This is a genomic window from Collinsella sp. AF19-1LB (assembly GCF_003459655.1).
Lineage (GTDB): Bacteria > Actinomycetota > Coriobacteriia > Coriobacteriales > Coriobacteriaceae > Collinsella.
Genome location: NZ_QRWO01000012.1, coordinates 39,800 through 56,405, shown reverse-complemented (window position 1 = coordinate 56,405; position 16,606 = coordinate 39,800). Strand labels below are relative to the sequence as shown.

The following is a 16,606-nucleotide window of genomic DNA, read 5'->3' as shown; positions in this document are numbered from 1 at the left end:
GCCGAATTCGAGCAAAAGGGAGGATAGGATGGCGATCGGAGTGCGCAAACAGCCCCTATACGATCAGCTGGTCGATATTCTGACCGAAAAGATTGACCATGAATATCATGCCGGTGACATGATTCCTTCCGAGCGCGAATTATCGGAGCGCTATGGTCTCTCGCGCACCACAGTGCGCCTGGCCCTGCAGGAGTTGGAACGCTTGGGGCTGGTGGTTCGGCAGCACGGTCGCGGCACCTTTGTGACTGACCGTTCGGCAAAGGTAACCAATCTTACGCAGTCCTACAGCTTTACCGAGCAGATGCGTGCGATGGGTCGCGAACCAGAGACCACGATTCTCGATTTTTGCGAGATGGAGGCCGATAAGAATCTGGCCGAGCATATGGGGTGCCGCATCGGCGACCGTATCTTTAAGCTCAAGCGCCTTCGTTCCGCCGACAACATGCCCATGATGGTCGAGCGCAGCTATCTGCCGGTGCGTAAGTTCTTGTCGCTCAAGCGTCCGCTCTTGGAGCGTAAACCGCTCTACGATGTGATTGAGCAAGATTTCCAACAAAAGATACGCGTGGCCGAAGAGGAGTTCTATGCGAGCATAGCCCGTCCCACCGACGCTCACCTTTTGGGAATCGTCGAGGGCTCGCCAGTGCTCGATTTGGTCAGGACTACGTATAACGAGTCAAACGAGGTTGTGGAGTATACGCTCTCGGTTGCTCGTGCCGACCAGTTTAAGTACAAGGTTTATCACCAGCGCAACGATTAATGATGCACTTGTTTCGTTGTGTTGATTCTTTGCAGTCAACTGGTTACTACCAGATAACCAACTGAAGTGTATAATTGCACGTCAGAGGATTACTTCTAGAGAGAGGTATTAGAAATGTTCGAGAAGAGTGTCGAGGAGCTCACTGAGCTCGGCGCCCAGATCACCACGGCCGAGATTGCCCAGCAGCCCGAGCTTTGGCGTGATACGCTCAACATCTACCGCGAGAACAAAGAGGCCATCGAGGCCTTTCTGGCTGAGGCTCGCGCTATGGGCGAGGGCCGTCTGTCCGTTGTCTTCACCGGTGCCGGTACGTCCGACTATGTTGGCGATACCTGCGCCCCGTACCTGCGTCACGCTGGCAACACTGATCTCTACGACTTTAAGCCCATCGCCACGACCGATATCGTGAGCGCCCCGCGCGACTTCCTGCGCGCCGAGGATCCCACGCTCGTGGTTTCCTTTGCCCGCTCTGGCAACAGCCCCGAGAGCCTTGCCGCCGTCGCCGTTGCCAAGGAGCTCGTCCACAACGTCAAGTTCCTCAACATCACCTGCGCTCCCGAGGGCAAGCTCGCTGTCGAGTCCGCTGATGACCCCAATGCGCTGACGCTGCTCATCCCGCGCGCCAACGACAAGGGCTTCGCCATGACCGGTTCTTACACCTGTATGACCCTGCTCTCTACCCTCATCTTTGACGAGGCTTCCGACGAGCAGAAGGCCGAGTGGGTCGAGACCATCGCCAAGATGGGCGAGGAGGTCATCGCTCGTGAGCCCGAGGTCGCCGATTACCTGGCTGGCGACTTCAACCGCGTGACCTACTTGGGTTCCGGCTCCTTCGGTGGCCTTGCCCAGGAGAGCCAGCTCAAGATCCTCGAGCTCGCTCACGGTCTGGTCGCTACTTCCTACGACACCTCTATGGGTTATCGTCACGGACCCAAGTCCTTCGTCGACGACAAGACCCTCGTGTTCGTGTTCGTCAACAACGATGCCTACACCCGTCAGTACGATATCGACATCCTCAACGAGATCGGTGGCGACAAGATCGCTCAGCACACCGTTGCCGTTCAGCAGGATGGCGCTACCGTCTACGAGGGCGAGTCCTTCACCTTTAAGGGCTATGAGGCACTCCCCGAGGGCTACCTTGCCCTGCCGTTCGTGATGTTTGCCCAGGCCATCAGCCTGCTCAACTCCGTGCGCGTGGGCAACACGCCCGATACGCCGAGCCCCACCGGCACGGTCAACCGCGTGGTTAAGGGCGTGACGATTCACCCCTTCACCGCTTAATCGCGTCCCCCCTGTAAGGGCGCCCGTCCGCTCATAACGGCGGGCGGGCGCTTTTTGTTTTCACTTGGACCGGGTATAAGCATCACCACAGTCAACTGCTTTAGAAGCAAGGAGTGCATATGAGCACGTACGCAATTAAGGCTGACAAGTTCTTCTTGCCGGCAGGTCCGCAGCTGGGCGGCTATCTTATGGTCGAGGATGGCGTCTTTGGCGCCTGGCAGGCCGACGAGCCCTCTTGCGAGATTAAGGATTACACGGGATCGTGGATCGCACCGGGTATGGTCGACACCCACATCCATGGCTTCTATAACCACTCGACTACCGATAACGATCCCGAGGGCATCGATATCAGCTCGACCGAGCTCGCCCGTCGCGGCACCACCAGCTGGCTGCCCACGACGTTCACCGATGGCGTCGAGCAGATTAAGGACGCCTGCGCCGCCATCGCCCAGGCGGACGAGGGTCGCGGCCCCGACTTCTGCGGTGCTCGCATTCAGGGCATCTACCTGGAAGGCCCTTTCTTTACCATGAAGCACGTGGGCGCGCAGAACCCCGCTTATCTGATCGACCCCTCCGAGGAGGTCTTCGATCAGTGGCAGGAGGCTGCGGGCGGTCGCATCGTTAAGAGCGCCATGGCGGCCGAGCGCGACGGTGCCGCTGCTTATGCGGCTGCTCTGAACGCCAAGGGTGTGGTGACCAGCATCGGTCACTCCGACGCCACCTACGATGAGTGCATCGCTGCCATCAACGCCGGTGCCAGCTGCTTTACGCATACCTATAACGGCCAGCGCGGGCTGCATCACCGTGAGCCCGGTGTCGTGGGTGCTGCTATGTCCACGTCCGAGACTTACGCCGAGATCATCTGTGACGGCAAGCACGTAAACCCTGCCGCCATCAAGGCGCTGCTGCAGGCCAAGGGCTGGCAGCACACGGTACTCATCACCGACTGCCTGGGCTGCGGCGGCATGCCCGAGGGCAGCTACACCAGCGGCGGCATGGACGTCATCATGAAGGACAACCTGTGCTGGCTCGCCGATGGCAAGAGCATTGCCGGTTCGGTGCTCACGCTTGCCCAGGGCGTCAAGAACATCGTCGACTGGGGCATCGCCAGCGCCGATATCGCCATTCGCATGGCAACCGAGGTGCCGGCACGCTCCGCGCACATCGAGGATAAGTGCGGCAGCATCATGCCGGGTCGCGACGCCGACTTTGTCGTGTTCGACCATGAGCTCACCCTCGTCGAGACGTATGTTGGCGGCCAGAGCGTCGGCAACGCCTTTACCGAGTAACGAAAGAAAAAGACGGCGGGCCCGAATCTGCTCGGACCCGCCGTATGGGTTAAACGCTCAAAAGCACCTTTACAGTTACAGCTTGTTAGCGATCTTCTTTGCCGTGCGCTTAACGCCGGCCACCAGGCCTCCTGCAGGATGCTCCTTTTCGTAGGCTAGACGCTTCTCGCGCTTGGCGTACTCTTCGACGATGATGTCTCCATACTCGTCTTCGATCTTGTCGAAGAAGTCGACGGCACCCTTAATTTCCTCAGCGGTCGGGTGCCCCTTTTGGACCCCGCCGGTGAGTTTGAACGGCCCCCACGTATCAAAGCCGGGGCAGCCGTAGACACCCATAAAGATGGCCTGCCTCATGCGGCAGATGCCATCGATATCCTTGCCGTACCACTTGTTTTTGCCACCGTAGGTCATAAGGCCAAACACCTTGTCCTGCGGCTGCAGCACGTTAGTGAGCACGCGTGCCATGTCCTTGTCGATCTCGGAGTAATAGATGCCCGTGGCGACACCAATCAGATGGTATTCGTGCAGGTTGGGATACTCGTTTTTGCCGAGCGTTTTCACGTCGAGGGTATCGATTTCGGGGTGCGCCTCGACGATGGCGTCCACGAGCTTTTTCGTATTGCCGTGGTGGCGTGAGGCATAAAGAATGATGGTTCGCATAAGAAGGCCTTTCAGCTGTAATTGCATCAATGTCTGTATGGTACCCCGTTACATGACCGGGATACCGGACGCATCGATGAGCGTGCGGGTTTGTTCTATGGTTAGGATTGAAACGGGCGCTTGCGTGAAATAAAGCAGTTGTTCGAAAGGATGGGTAATGGAATACGCTCTTTCCAACGATTCGATTTCTATTAAGGTTTCCACTGCCGGCGGCTCGTTTACCTCGATTGAGGCCGACGGTCGCGAGTATTTGTGGCAGGGCGACCCCGCAGTATGGTCCGGTCAGGCGCCGGTCTGCTTCCCGATTTGCGGAGGTCTGCGCGACGGCAGCGCCATGACGTTCGCTGGGCATCATGTGAAGCTCGCCCGCCACGGGTTTGCGCGTAAGCAGGAGTGGAAACTGCTGAGCCAAAGCACGAACGAGCTGGCTGTGTGTCTGGCATCCGAGGATAACGCTGCATTGCTGAGCGATTATCCGTATCCGTTTAAGCTCGTCGCCCGCTATACGCTCGAGGACGCTGCCGTGCGCGTCTCCTATGAGGTGACCAACGAGGGCACCGAGGACATGCCGTTCTTTATCGGTGGACACCCCGGCTTTAGGTGCCCGCTCGACGAGGGCGAGGCCTATACGGACTACGAGCTACGCTTCGAGAAGGACGAGGCGGCGGAGCTTTGCACTGCCGTCCCCTCGACTGGCTTGATTGACGTGACCAACCGCTCCAAGAACCCCATGGTGGGAAAGACGCTGCCCCTGTCGCACGAGCTCTTCGATTTTGCGGAGACCATCTTTGACGTGCTCGAGAGCCGCCAGGTCACGCTTTCCAAAAAGGGCGAGGACAAGGGCGTTCGCCTGAGCTTTGAGGGCTTCCCATATCTCATTGTGTGGAGCAAGCCCGAGGGTGATTTTGTGGCAGTTGAGCCTTGGGGCGGCCTTTCGACCTGCTCCGATGAGGATGACGTGCTTGAGCATAAGCGCGGCTGCCTTGTCGCCAAGCCCAAGGAGACCGTCGTTCGCTCGTTCACGATTGAGATTCTGTAATTCCGTTTTGTCGACTCGTATCGCGAGGCACAAGGAGCCTGCGAGATAAGGAGCTAAAAATGATCCTCACCGTTACGATGAACCCGTCCGTCGATACACGCTATCAGCTCGATGAGCTCATTATCGACGACGTTAACCGTGTGACGCCCGAAAAGACCGCCGGCGGCAAGGGTCTCAACGTGGCCCGTGTACTGGGTCAGCTGGGCGACGACGTTGTGGCAACCGGTCTACTCGGCGGCCACATGGGCGCCTACATGGCCGAGCTCATGGATGCCAACGGCATTAAGAATGATTTTGTACCCATCAAGGGCGAGACTCGCATTTGCCTTAACATCCTCCACGCCGGCAACCAGACCGAGCTACTCGAGAGCGGCCCGACGATTGCCCCCGAGGAGCTCGATGCCTTTACCGCCAAGTTCGCCGAGCTTGCGAGCAAGGCCGCTGTCGTTACCATCTCGGGTTCGCTGCCCCGTGGTGTCGAGGCGGGCTACTACGCCAAGATCACGGGTATTGCCGAGAACGCCGGCGCCAAGGTGCTGCTCGATACCTCGGGTGCTTCGCTCGAGGCCGCCCTTAAGTCCGAAATTAAGCCCGAGCTGGTCAAGCCTAACCTGACCGAGATTAACGGCCTTCTGGGCACGAGCTTTACCACCGACGATGTGGACGAGCTCCGCGCCGCGCTCGCCTCTGATGCCCGCTTCTCCGATATCCCCTGGGTCGTCGTGTCCATGGGCGCTGCCGGCTCCGTGGGCTTCCATAATGGCCGTGCATTCCGCGCCAAGACCCCCGATATCCCCGCCGTTAACGCTACGGGCTCTGGCGATTCGACCATTGCCGGCTTCGCGCATGCGATTGCTGCTGGCGCGGATGACGAGACGGTGCTGCGTACCGCCAACACCTGCGGCAAGCTCAATGCCATGGATCCCATGACCGGCCATCTGGTCATGGACCGTTGGGACGAGGTCTACAACGGCGTTGTCGTGACCGAGCTGTAAAAGCCTGGGCGTCGGCCCCGGCATTGCTTGCTAGCCCATGTCGACGACAAGTGCGGTAGCATTATGCTGGGGCGCGACGCCGAGTTTGTCGTGTTCAATCCCGACCTTACCCTGGTCGAGGCGTATGTGGGTGGCAACAGCATCGGTAACGCGTTTGCCGATTAGCCGCCAAAGAAGCGATCCGAGAGGGGATTTAGATGATTTACGGTGCATTGGGCGATATCGAGGAGTACCGCGGAATGCTCAAGGGCCTCGACGTGCTGATCGACTGGCTCGAGGAGAACGACCCGGCACAGCTCGAGGTCGGCAGCCATCCGATTTTGGGTGAGAAGGTCTTTGCGAACGTCATGTCTCCCACGACGCGTCCCGAGGCCGAGGCTCACTATGAGACGCATCAGCGCTATCACGACCTGCAGATCGACGTCGAGGGTCGCGAGGCCTTTAAGGTCGCCACGGGCAGCCTGACGCTGGTTCAGGAGTTTGACGAGAAGGACGACTACGATCTGGTCGATTCCGACGCTTCGATCGCCGGCGATCTTGCCGACGATAAGTTTGCACTGTTCGTTGCCGGCGAGCCTCACATGCCCACGCTCGAGTTCCCGGGCGATGGCGCACAGCCGGTCAAGAAGATTTGCTTTAAGCTGCTTGCAGATGCTTACTGGGAGGAGTAGCGAACTGCTCGGCTGAGCTGCTCGTCTGATGGCGTGATCCCCTTAGGGAAAACACGCCAGGACCCCGCCAAGCGTTTTTTCCCTAGGGAAATCACGTTTGGCGGGGTTTTCGGTTTTTTGAATAGGGAAGCCTCATTTATTTGCGAAGAACATCGGCTAGCCGCAGGATTGAAATCATCGACCGATAAGTGAGTTCCACTTTTTCGCCCGCAAGCAGTCGTTTCGAGCCAATCTCATCTAGCCCCACAAGCCGAGAAAACAGCGGGCCGCTCATCGTTCCCTCGTCAATTGATTCCCTTATGGTCTTCAAAACGTCCGTATCATGAAGCGATGCCGAGCTGTAGGGGGCAACACGAGCGGAACTCTCAATTAACGACGAGACAAAAGGATGGAGATGCTTTGGACATAGTCCATCAAACACCACATCCCCATTGTCGTTCGAGCCGACCAGGCGCCAAGTATAATGATCGACCCAGTCATCTCCGTCATATATGGCGTCCATGAGCAACTTCCCGTCTAGAGAGAGAAACCTATTTGGACATCGGGGCGCAAGACCGCAATCCATATCGGGCCTGCAGCAGCTCCAACCCAACGCACCACATAGGTTCCCTTTCGTACATGTGTATCAATCTGCCCCGAAATGCCGGTGAATGCAATTCCAGACCCGTTTGTCGGATAGCAATCGACGTATTTTTGTTTTCCGCTCACAACCTTGTATAGATATATCGTTCCAGCAAAAGAGAAGGGATCGTTCGCAATTTTGTCCGGAAGAACTTGCCACCTCAAAATCCCGCTACCAATATGGTCAAGCTTGACCGTTCCGCCGTCCCCCTCAAAAGTGGCAAGGGGATTTACCCCAGACTGAGAGTCGGCATCGCCCTCCTTAGCAGTTATCAGCAGGCTGCCCGTATAAGACTGCTGAGGCTCACCTTCAGGACAGGCAGCCTCGGCCCAAGAAGGGCCACTCAGGCAGAACAGTCCGAGCAGCATCATTACCAACAAAAGAAAACCCTTAGTTCTTTTCATCTATATCGCCAATATCTCTCGACATTTGTATATTGTGACTATTTTAGATCTATATGGCCAATTTGAGCCCTCACCATGGCAATTGTTGCAGCTGGGTTTCTTTTCATTAAGATTTCACTTTGGTAAATCCCCGCCCCTAAGCATTAAACCCGAAGTCCACCGAGTGGGCCGCCGTTGACGTGGCGATGTTTGGATTGGCGCGCACGCACTCAAAATCGGCAACAAAAAAGCCGCCCGAAGGCGGCTATCTTGTGTAATGGAGCCAGCGACCGGGCTCGAACCGGTGACCCCCGCTTTACGAGAGCGGTGCTCTACCAACTGAGCTACGCTGGCGGCCATATGATGACGCAACTGAGGCGTCAACGGCTGTCTATGATACGGGACATCACACATCCGCGCAAGTGTTCTGACGGCTTTTCTCACTTTAAATGCACTAATATTAGAGGCGTGATGTCTGCAGTGCCCATTTGTTACTTGACCTGCTGTTGAGTTGGTGGTCGACGTCCCGCTCGTATGGGTCTCAAACAGAATGGGGCAGCCATGGCTCAACCCAAGATTCTTCTTACGCGTATCGATGACCGTTTCATTTACGGGCAAGACGTTGAGCTGTGGAACGAAGCCGTGGGTTCCAACCTTGTCCTAATCGTCAACGATGAGATCGCGGCGGATTCGCGCCAATGGGCACCAATGAGGGTGGCGGTGCCAGAAGGCGTTTGGACGCGGTTTTTCTCGGTGCAAAGGACTATCGACATCATTCATACCGCAACGCCGCGTCAATGGATCTTGATCATAGTGGCCTCACCCGCCGATGCGCTCGCGCTGGTTAAGGGTGGTGTGCCAATAACCAAGATCAGCATTGGCCATATGCAGGCAGGGGAGGGCAAGCGCTCTGCAACGCCTACCATTGCCGTAGACGATACGGACATCGCCGCCTTCAAAGAGTTGCAAAAGCTCGGCATAGAGCTAGAAATCCGCTATCTCCCCAGTTCCGCCCCCGACCCCATTGGCAATCTGTTCAACTGATCCCTTGGGGACGGAGGAAAACGGATCATTTTGCCCTTGCGAGGGACGCGTGCGATGCCGCCTGTCAAAAACTATGCCCATTTACTACGTTTGATTGGCTATCGTCGAGCATGTCGAATTTGAGATAAACAAAACCGCAGGTATACTGCTCACAAATGTAACAAAAACCGGTGCATGGTCGAGCATCCCGGGCTAAACGTAGTAAATGGGCATAGTTTTGATATGTCACTCATACAGTCACAGAAAAAACGAGCCTAAAAGATGAAAAAGCGCCCGCTGGCGGTGGTGCCGGCGGGCGCTGCTGTGCGATATGTCGCGTTGCGGGCTTAGTGCCTCATAAAGTGGTATTCGATCACATTGCTGTAGGGATGGCCCGGGCCCACAATGCCCTGCGGGAACAGGGGCTGGTGCGGCGTGTCGGGGTACATCTCGGCCTCGAGGGCAAAGCCGGCGCCCCAGCCATAGTTGGCATCGTCCTTGGCGTGCTCGTCGCCCAGCCAGTTGCCGGTGTAGAGCTGCACGCCCGGGGCAGTGGTGTAGTAGTCCATCTCACGACCGGTCCACATCTCCTCGACGTGCATCGCGCGGCGCAGGTTGCGGCCGTACTGATAGCCATCGATGCACAGGCAGTGATCGTAGCCACGGGCCTGCTTGATCTGCGGGTCGTCGGCCTCCATGCCGGGTGCGACGGGGCGAAGCTCGCGAAAGTCAAACGGTGTTCCCTCGACCGGAGCAATCTCGCCGGTGGGGATGTTCTGCTCGTTAATGGGCAGGTAGTGGGCGGCGTTGGCGACAAAGAAATGTTCGCAGTCCATGTCGGCGTTATGGCCTGCAAGGTTAAAGTACGTGTGGTTGGTCATGGACACGTAGGTGGCGCGGTCGCTCTCGCAGCCATAATCGATGCGGAAGACGCCGGTGCGCGTAACGGTAAACACGGCCGTAAAGGTTCGGTTGCCGGGCAGGCCCAGCTCGCCATCCTTAAGCGAGGTGGTCATGCGCACGGCGTTATGGACCTCGTCGAGCTCAACATCCCACACACGTTTGTGCAGGCCGTGCTCAAGGTCGCTGTGCAGGTTGTTGGCGCCCTCGTTGGCGGGCATATGCCAGTCCGTGCCGTCGATGGCGATCGTGGCGCCAGCGGTGCGGTTTGCCACGGGGCCGATGGTCGCACCAAAGCAGGCGGGGTTGTCAAAGTAATCCTCGAGCTTATCAAAGCCCAGCACCACATCGCGTACGTTGCCGGGAATGTCGGGCACATCGATGCCCAGCACGGTGGCGCCATAGTCCATAATGCGAACGCAGATCTCGGGCCCGTTGAGGGTGTAGCGATGAACGGGGGTACCGCACGGCGCGGTGCCGAAAAGCTCGGAAGTGATCATTTGGTTCCTAACATCGAGGTATTCCGACAAACTGTAGCGCGAACAGGCGAGATTATCACTACACCCCACTAAAGCTGGGGGTATTTTTCTCAAAAAAGTGATGATTGGAGCTGTGCGGGCGTTCATTTTTGACGCGTACGAGTCTGATACAATTTGTTCGTTACTGTTTGAATGATATGCGCGCAAAGAACGGCGAGGATTCATCGTGATTAAGGCAGAGCGACAGGATAAGGTTCGTCAGCTGCTCGAGGAGCAGGGCACGGTCTCGGTCAAAGAGATTTCGGATGCGTTGGGCGTTTCGGACATGACGATTCGCCGCGACCTCGAAGAACTTGCGAGCCTAGGCGAGATTGAGCGCGTGCACGGCGGAGCCCGCAGTGCACAGGGCCGTCCGCACGCTATGTTGCGCCATGAGTATTCGCACAGCGAAAAGCGCACTAAGCATGCCGAGGAAAAGCTGCAGATTGCGCGCCGTGCTGTGGAGCTTATCGAGGAGGGCTCGACCATCTTTTTGGGCACGGGCACCACGGTTGAGCAGATGGCCTCGATGCTGCCGACGTTTCGCCTGCGCATTGTGACCAATTCGCTTTCGGTGTTTAACCTGCTCGAGGCGCGCGAAGACTGCGAGCTGTGCCTCGTGGGCGGTATGTACCGTCGCCGCACCGCCGCTTTTGTGGGACCAACGGCCGAGGATACCCTGCGCGCGCTGGGCATCGATGCGGCGTTTATCGGCGCCAACGGTATCTTGGACGGTGACGTATCCACGTCCAACATGGACGAGGGCCGTATCCAGCAGCTCGCCTTTAGCAAGGCGGACTCGCGCTATCTGATCGCCGACTCCAGCAAGATCGGCAAACGTGACTTCTACACCTTCTGCCGCCTGGACAGCTTGGACGCCGTGGTGTGCGAGCCGGATATTGCCGACGAGAACCGCGCCGCCATCGAGGAGCACACGCAGGTCATCTGCTAGCGAGCGTTGCCGGAGATATTGTTTGTTGTGACCTTTGCAATGGTCGGTATTTTTGTAACTATAAGCTCATTTAAAGCTCGGTATTTTTGTATTATTAGATATATCTGAAGGTCGGTATTTTTGTAAACTAGCACGTAAATTATGCTGAGGTGAGATTATGTTTAAACGGAAGGCATATGATCGTCTGCAGGAGTGGAAAGAACGCTCGCAAGGGCGCACTGCGGTGCTTATTGAGGGTGCAAGACGCGTTGGCAAAACGACGCTCGTCAAGTGCTTCGCGCAAAATGAATACAAGGATTATCTGTACATTGACTTTTCGGCTGCTAGCAAAGCCACGCTCGATATATTTCTGAACCATCGTGAAGATGTCGATCTTTTTTTACGCATGCTTCAGCTGCAGTATGGTAAGGCCCTCGAACCGAGAGAGTCGCTGGTCATTTTTGATGAAGTGCAGCGGTTTCCCATCGCGCGCGAATACATAAAGCATCTTGTAGAAGACGGCAGATTTGATTACATCGAGACAGGCTCTCTTGTCTCCATCAAAAAGAATGTCGATAGCATTGTCATACCGTCAGAGGAAGAAAGAATCCCTCTCGAGCCCCTCGATTTTGAGGAGTATCTTTGGGCGACCGGAAAAGATCTTTATGCAGAAGAGATCCGTAAAGCGCGCGAATCTCGGACCGCGCTTCCGGACGGCGTTCATGCGACGTGCATGAGATTATTTGATGAGTATATGCTTGTCGGTGGTATGCCTCAGTCGGTCGACTCCTTTGTGGCAGAGAATGATTTTAGAGGATGCGACAGGGTTAAACGGCAGATTATCGCACTGTACAGGGAGGACATTGCCAAGTTTGGAGGTTCGGACGCTAGACGTGCGCGGGCGGTTTATGACGATATTCCGGGTCAATTATCTGCGGCAAATAAACGGTTCAAATTTGACAGCGTGGAGAAGGGGTCCCGTTTTGAGACATATGAGTCGGCGTTAATCTGGCTTGAGGATGCGCGACTGATTAACCGTTGCTATTTATGCAGTGATCCGAGCGTGGGTTACCGCCTGCACGAGGACGCGTCTTCGCTTAAATGCTATATGGCGGACACGGGATTGCTCGTGAGCTTGGCGTTTGATGATGGTCCGGACCTTATGGATGTTCATAGAGACATTCAATTTGGAAGAATTTCAATTAATAAAGGAATGCTAATCGAGAACATCGTGGCGCAGCAGCTTAAGAGTCTGGGGCATTCGCTTTTTTATTACAGCTGGCAGGAGCCTTCCAAAACAGAGGGGAGTCGGCCCAGAACGCGTGAAATTGATTTTCTTGTTTCGCGCGGCTTTGAAGACGCGGCTGGAAAACCGCGGGTCACTCCTGTTGAAGTTAAATCTTCCAAATCGTATTCAACAATCTCGCTTGACGATTTCGGCAGACGATTCGAACGACGAGTCGGAGAAGAGATAGTTCTTCACCCAAAACAGCTCAGGGCTGAAGGGCATAGGATATATCTACCTCTGTATATGACGATCTTTATCTAATCGGTGGAATGCGGCCAAAAAGGGGGCATGCGGCTGAGATTGTCAGCCCGGTCTTTTTTATTTGTCTCGATCTGTAACAGCTAGGGGCGAAAACACAAGCTAGTTGTTACAGATTTAGATTGAAGGGATTGGCTCGCACGTTTATCTAAATCTGTAACAACTAGACGTCCAAAACCGGGTTAAGTGTTACAGATTTAGATATTTCGGCCCGGCCTCCACGTTTGTCTCAATCTGTAACAGGTGGGACCGAAAAACTCGGCTAGATGTTACAGATTGAGACAAACGGACCTCGACCCGCTCAAAAACAAAAAAGACCGGGGGCGGCGCGCCGTGTGACGTGCCGCCCCCGGCTGAGAAATGGGGACAAGTTATGTGAGCGGGGCATCTCGCTAGTCGCAAGTCGCTAGTCCAGACGACGGGTCTGCGCCACGTGCTTGTACCAGTAGGCGCTTGCCTTGGGCGTGCGCTTTTGGGTCTCAAAGTCCACGTAGAAGAAGCCGTAGCGCTTGTTGTAGCCGTTGGTCCAGGAGAACTGATCCTGCAGGCTCCACAGGAAGTAGCCGCCCACGTTGACGCCCACCTCCATGGCCTTGAGCAGCCAGCGCAAGTGCTGCTCGATGTAGTCGATGCGCGGCTGGTCGTCCACAAAACCGTCCTTGTAGGGGTCCTTGTAGCCCATGCCGTTCTCGGTGATGAAGATCTGCTTGTAGTTGGGGTAGCGCTGCTTAATGTAGACGAGCAGATCGAACAGGCCCTCGGGATAGATGATCCAGTCCCAGTCGGTGGTGGGGATGCCGGGCTTGTTCACATGCTCGCCAATACCCTTAACGCGCCAGCGGCCGGTGCCCTTCTCGCCCGTACCGTTGTGGTGCAGGTCGTTCTCGCCATCGTAAGCCTTGAGGAAGCGGCACTGGTAGTTGTTAACGCCCAAGTAGTCGTTGTAGAGCGCTGCTTCGCGCATAATCTCGAGGTCCTCGTCCAGGATCTCGATGGTGCCGCCCGAGATGGCGGCCAAGCGGTTGGCGCACTCGAGGGTGTCGGGCGCGTAGTCGCCGCGGAAGGTAGCGTCGAGCAAAAACTGGTTTTGCAGCACGTGCTCGTTGTTGGCGGCTTTGATGTCGGCGGGGTCGTTCTCGTTGAGCGGGTACTTGAACTCCAGCGACTGGATGACGCCGATCTTGCCCTTAAAGCCGCCGTTGTGGAAGGCCAGCACGGCCTTGGCGTGGGCGAGCATCATGTTGTGCTCGCACTGGAAGGCCTCGGCCAGATGCGCCTTGACGCCGCCGGGGAAGGTGCCCTCGATGTAGGTGTTGGAGGCGTCCGCCCAGATCTCGTTAAAGGTGAACCAATAGGTCACCTGGTCGGCGTACTCCTTAAAGCAGAAGGTGGCAAAGTCCACAAAGGCGTCGATGGTCTCGCGGTTGAGGAAATCGCCCTTCTCAAAGAGGGGAAGCGGCGTATCAAAGTGATGCAGCGTGACAAACGGCTCAACGTGGTGCTTGTGGCACTCGGCGAAAAGGTCGTGGTAGAACTGGACACCCTCGGGGTTGATCTCGCCGGTGCCGTTGGGGAAGATGCGGCTCCAGGCAATGGAGAGGCGAATGCCGTTGATGCCAAACTCCTCGCACAGCTCCAGGTCGACGGGGTACTGGTTGTAGAAGTCCGAAGCGGGATCGGGGGAGAAACGGCCTTGGGCTTCCAGAAAGTCGTCCCAGGCAACCTTGCCCTTACCGTGAGTGCGGGTCTCGCCCTCTACCTGGTAGGCAGCAGTGGCGCCGCCAAAGACAAAGTCCTCGGGAAACTGCGCAGGCGGATTGGTGACGCTAGCAGGATTAACGGACATGATGATCCAATCGTCTAAATCGAAGGGCCAACCGGCTGTTGATGGTCGGCTGGCCCTGGGCGTTACTTACTTCGATAGTTGCTCGGAGACGAAGGCGAGAGACTTGTCGCCGTTCTGGGAGAGCTCGATGTACTGCTTGCCACGGCAGGCGACGCACTTGTTGCCCACACGCTCGCAGTCTTTCTGCAGGTCGGCCAGGTAGCTGGCTGCCTGCGGGGCCAGGACGACCAGGTCAAAGTCGGGGAGCATGTCGACGTGGTTGCCATAGGCTTCGGCAGCGGTCTCCAGATTGATGCCGCGCTCCTTGGCAGCCTTGGCCAGCGCGTTGGCGAGCAGACCCGAGGTTCCGCCACCCTGGCAGAGCACGAGCACGCGCTTGCCGTTGAGGTCGCTGGCGGTCGTTGCCTCGGCAGCGGGTGCTGCAGAAGCGGCAGGGGCGTCGGCCTTCACGGCCTCGGCTGCGGCGCCGGCGGCAACGCTCTTGGCATCGGCCTTGCCCTGGAAGGCGTCGTTGAGCTTGGCGGCCTTCTCGGCGTTCTTGGCGGTGAGCTCCTCCTGGGAGATCTCGGCCTCCTCGGCGCACTTCTGGGCGTCATAGGCACGGAAGAACGGGTAGTACAGGACGAAGTCGACGACCAGGATGAGGGCGAGCATCACAAAGGCGAGCGGCTGGAAGCCCAAGCCCATGATGGTGCCGATGGGGCCGGGAACGGTCCAGGGCAGGGTGTACATAAAGCCGTTCATGCCCAAGAAGTCGATAAAGATCTTGAGGATCCAGATGTTGGCGATCGGGGCAAAAACAAACGGGACAAAGAAGACGGGGTTGAGCACGATAGGCGCGGCGAACAGCAGCGGCTCGTTGACAGCAAAGCAGACCGGGACGATGGCGGCCTTACCGACGGCGCGCATCTCCTGAGACTTGGCCAGGAAGCAGAACATAAAGACCAGGACGAGCGTGGCACCGGTGCCGCCCATGCAGACGACGAAGTACTGGGCACCCTGGGTCAGGACAGCGGAAGCGTGCTGGCCGGCCTGGAACGCAGCCAGGTTGTCGGTCATGTTGGCAACGAGAGCGGCGGCGATGGCGGGCTCGACGATCGAGGGGCCGTGGACGCCGACGAACCAGAAGAGGCTCATGGCACCGTAGATCACAGCGAGGCCGATGTAGCCGTCGGCGGCGGTGAACAGGGGCTGGAACACCTGGATGACGCCCTGGGCAAAGCAGAAGCCAAAGGCAGCGCGGAAGACGATGTCAAAGACCCAAAAGACGGTGATGCAGACGGAGAAGGGGATGATGTCCTTAAAGGTCTGCGAAATGTTGGGCGGAACCTGCTCGGGCATCTTGACGGTGATGTTGCGCTTGATAAAGAACTTGTAGATGATGCCAGTCACAAACGCAGCGATGAAAGCAGTCAGCAGGCCCTTGGAACCAAGGTAGGTGGTGTTGAAGCCGCTGGCGGCGTCCGTGGCGATCGTGTCGCTCGAAAGGAGCAAGAAGCCGATGATGGCCGCGCACATGCACGAGATGAAGTTGATCTGGTTGTTCTTGGGCAGATCACGGTTCTGGGCGTCGGCGAAGTGCTTGGCCGTGGTGGCGGCGCAGGCGATGGCCAGGATGCCCATGGAGTAGTTGTAGCACTTCCACAGGGCGTTGTTGATGTCATCGGGCCAGTAGAAACCCCAGATGTTGGGGACCGAGGCTACCAGGCAGAAGATGGACGAGAAGATGATGATGGGGATGACGGAGATAAAGCCGTCGCGGATCGCCTTGAGGTACTTGTTGCGGGCGATCGCGTTGAAAAAGGGTTGGCCCTTTTCGATGATGGCGATGAGTTGCTCCATGCAATGCTCCTAAGAGTCGGTGGGTTAGCAACGATGGTAACTTTTGGCGTTCGGTTGCCAAAATGTTGACGTTGCCATTTTGCGACACAAAAAAAAGACGCGAACTGATGGTTCCTGTGCCTGCGAACCGTCGATTCCTTATGCGTAAACGTTTGAGCCGCCCGGTGGCTCTGTGTTTGCACAATGGCAACGTTAACATTTGGACTACAAAAGCCGTTCGGGGAAGCAAAAATGTCGGTGAACGGTAGGTTTTGGGTGGTGAGCGTATGGCGGAGGAGGCGTTAGATATACTTAAAGACG

15 protein-coding genes and 1 tRNA gene are annotated in these 16,606 nt (G+C 56.9%); 9 read left to right on the top strand and 7 right to left on the bottom strand.

Annotation, left to right across the window (positions count from 1 at the left end):
- Window positions 1-28: 28 nt before the first annotated feature.
- The 3 genes from DWX39_RS04935 to nagA all read left to right on the top strand — a co-directional run bounded on the left by DWX39_RS04935 (window position 29) and on the right by nagA (window position 3,330).
- The gene (locus tag DWX39_RS04935; RefSeq protein WP_117758691.1) at window positions 29-760 is read left to right on the top strand and encodes a GntR family transcriptional regulator; all 732 of its coding nucleotides are present in this window, start codon (window positions 29-31) and stop codon (window positions 758-760) included.
- A gap of 114 nt (window positions 761-874) precedes the next feature.
- A complete protein-coding gene (locus DWX39_RS04930; protein WP_117756829.1) occupies window positions 875-2,041 on the top strand; it encodes an SIS domain-containing protein in 1,167 nt (388 codons plus the stop codon).
- A 119-nt stretch (window positions 2,042-2,160) separates the two neighbouring features.
- Entirely contained in the window at window positions 2,161-3,330 is a 1,170-nt protein-coding gene (gene nagA / locus DWX39_RS04925; RefSeq protein WP_117646248.1) for an N-acetylglucosamine-6-phosphate deacetylase, read from the top strand.
- A gap of 75 nt (window positions 3,331-3,405) precedes the next feature.
- On the opposite strand, the gene DWX39_RS04920 is transcribed toward nagA, so the two are convergent.
- The gene (locus DWX39_RS04920; protein ID WP_117648434.1) at window positions 3,406-3,990 is read right to left on the bottom strand and encodes a hypothetical protein; all 585 of its coding nucleotides are present in this window, start codon (window positions 3,988-3,990) and stop codon (window positions 3,406-3,408) included.
- A 157-nt stretch (window positions 3,991-4,147) separates the two neighbouring features.
- Between DWX39_RS04920 and DWX39_RS04915 the strand changes: the two genes are divergently transcribed.
- From DWX39_RS04915 to DWX39_RS04900, 3 genes are all read left to right on the top strand, one after another.
- Complete coding sequence (locus tag DWX39_RS04915; RefSeq protein ID WP_117758690.1) at window positions 4,148-5,029, top strand: aldose 1-epimerase family protein; 882 nt, start codon at window positions 4,148-4,150, stop codon at window positions 5,027-5,029.
- 59 nt (window positions 5,030-5,088) lie between these two features.
- Window positions 5,089-6,024, top strand: coding sequence for a hexose kinase (locus DWX39_RS04910; protein ID WP_117648435.1), 936 nt, complete (start codon window positions 5,089-5,091; stop codon window positions 6,022-6,024).
- Window positions 6,025-6,221: 197 nt separating this feature from the next.
- Window positions 6,222-6,695, top strand: a complete 474-nt coding sequence (locus DWX39_RS04900) for a YhcH/YjgK/YiaL family protein (protein WP_089572396.1) — start codon at window positions 6,222-6,224, stop codon at window positions 6,693-6,695.
- Window positions 6,696-6,831: 136 nt separating this feature from the next.
- On the opposite strand, the gene DWX39_RS04895 is transcribed toward DWX39_RS04900, so the two are convergent.
- The 3 genes from DWX39_RS04895 to DWX39_RS04885 all read right to left on the bottom strand — a co-directional run bounded on the left by DWX39_RS04895 (window position 6,832) and on the right by DWX39_RS04885 (window position 8,054).
- The gene (locus tag DWX39_RS04895; protein WP_117736085.1) at window positions 6,832-7,197 is read right to left on the bottom strand and encodes a hypothetical protein; all 366 of its coding nucleotides are present in this window, start codon (window positions 7,195-7,197) and stop codon (window positions 6,832-6,834) included.
- Window positions 7,198-7,211: 14 nt separating this feature from the next.
- A complete protein-coding gene (locus DWX39_RS04890) occupies window positions 7,212-7,721 on the bottom strand; it encodes a hypothetical protein (RefSeq protein WP_117736086.1) in 510 nt (169 codons plus the stop codon).
- Window positions 7,722-7,978: 257 nt separating this feature from the next.
- Window positions 7,979-8,054, bottom strand: a tRNA-Thr gene (locus DWX39_RS04885).
- A gap of 207 nt (window positions 8,055-8,261) precedes the next feature.
- Between DWX39_RS04885 and DWX39_RS04880 the strand changes: the two genes are divergently transcribed.
- Entirely contained in the window at window positions 8,262-8,744 is a 483-nt protein-coding gene (locus tag DWX39_RS04880; protein WP_117637050.1) for a PTS sugar transporter subunit IIB, read from the top strand.
- 326 nt (window positions 8,745-9,070) lie between these two features.
- Here DWX39_RS04880 and DWX39_RS04875 read toward each other — a convergent pair whose 3' ends face one another.
- Window positions 9,071-10,123, bottom strand: coding sequence for an aldose epimerase family protein (locus DWX39_RS04875; protein ID WP_158561618.1), 1,053 nt, complete (start codon window positions 10,121-10,123; stop codon window positions 9,071-9,073).
- Window positions 10,124-10,328: 205 nt separating this feature from the next.
- Between DWX39_RS04875 and DWX39_RS04870 the strand changes: the two genes are divergently transcribed.
- Both DWX39_RS04870 and DWX39_RS04865 read left to right on the top strand, forming a co-directional pair.
- Window positions 10,329-11,093, top strand: coding sequence for a DeoR/GlpR family DNA-binding transcription regulator (locus DWX39_RS04870; RefSeq protein WP_233508883.1), 765 nt, complete (start codon window positions 10,329-10,331; stop codon window positions 11,091-11,093).
- Between the two features lie 157 nt (window positions 11,094-11,250).
- Window positions 11,251-12,621: an ATP-binding protein gene (locus DWX39_RS04865; protein WP_117637046.1), complete on the top strand. Its 1,371-nt coding sequence runs from the start codon at window positions 11,251-11,253 to the stop codon at window positions 12,619-12,621.
- A gap of 403 nt (window positions 12,622-13,024) precedes the next feature.
- Here DWX39_RS04865 and lacG read toward each other — a convergent pair whose 3' ends face one another.
- A complete protein-coding gene (lacG, locus tag DWX39_RS04860) occupies window positions 13,025-14,464 on the bottom strand; it encodes a 6-phospho-beta-galactosidase (protein ID WP_117758688.1) in 1,440 nt (479 codons plus the stop codon).
- Window positions 14,465-14,530: 66 nt separating this feature from the next.
- A complete protein-coding gene (locus tag DWX39_RS04855) occupies window positions 14,531-16,306 on the bottom strand; it encodes a lactose/cellobiose PTS transporter subunit IIB (protein WP_117758687.1) in 1,776 nt (591 codons plus the stop codon).
- Window positions 16,307-16,606: the final 300 nt, after the last annotated feature.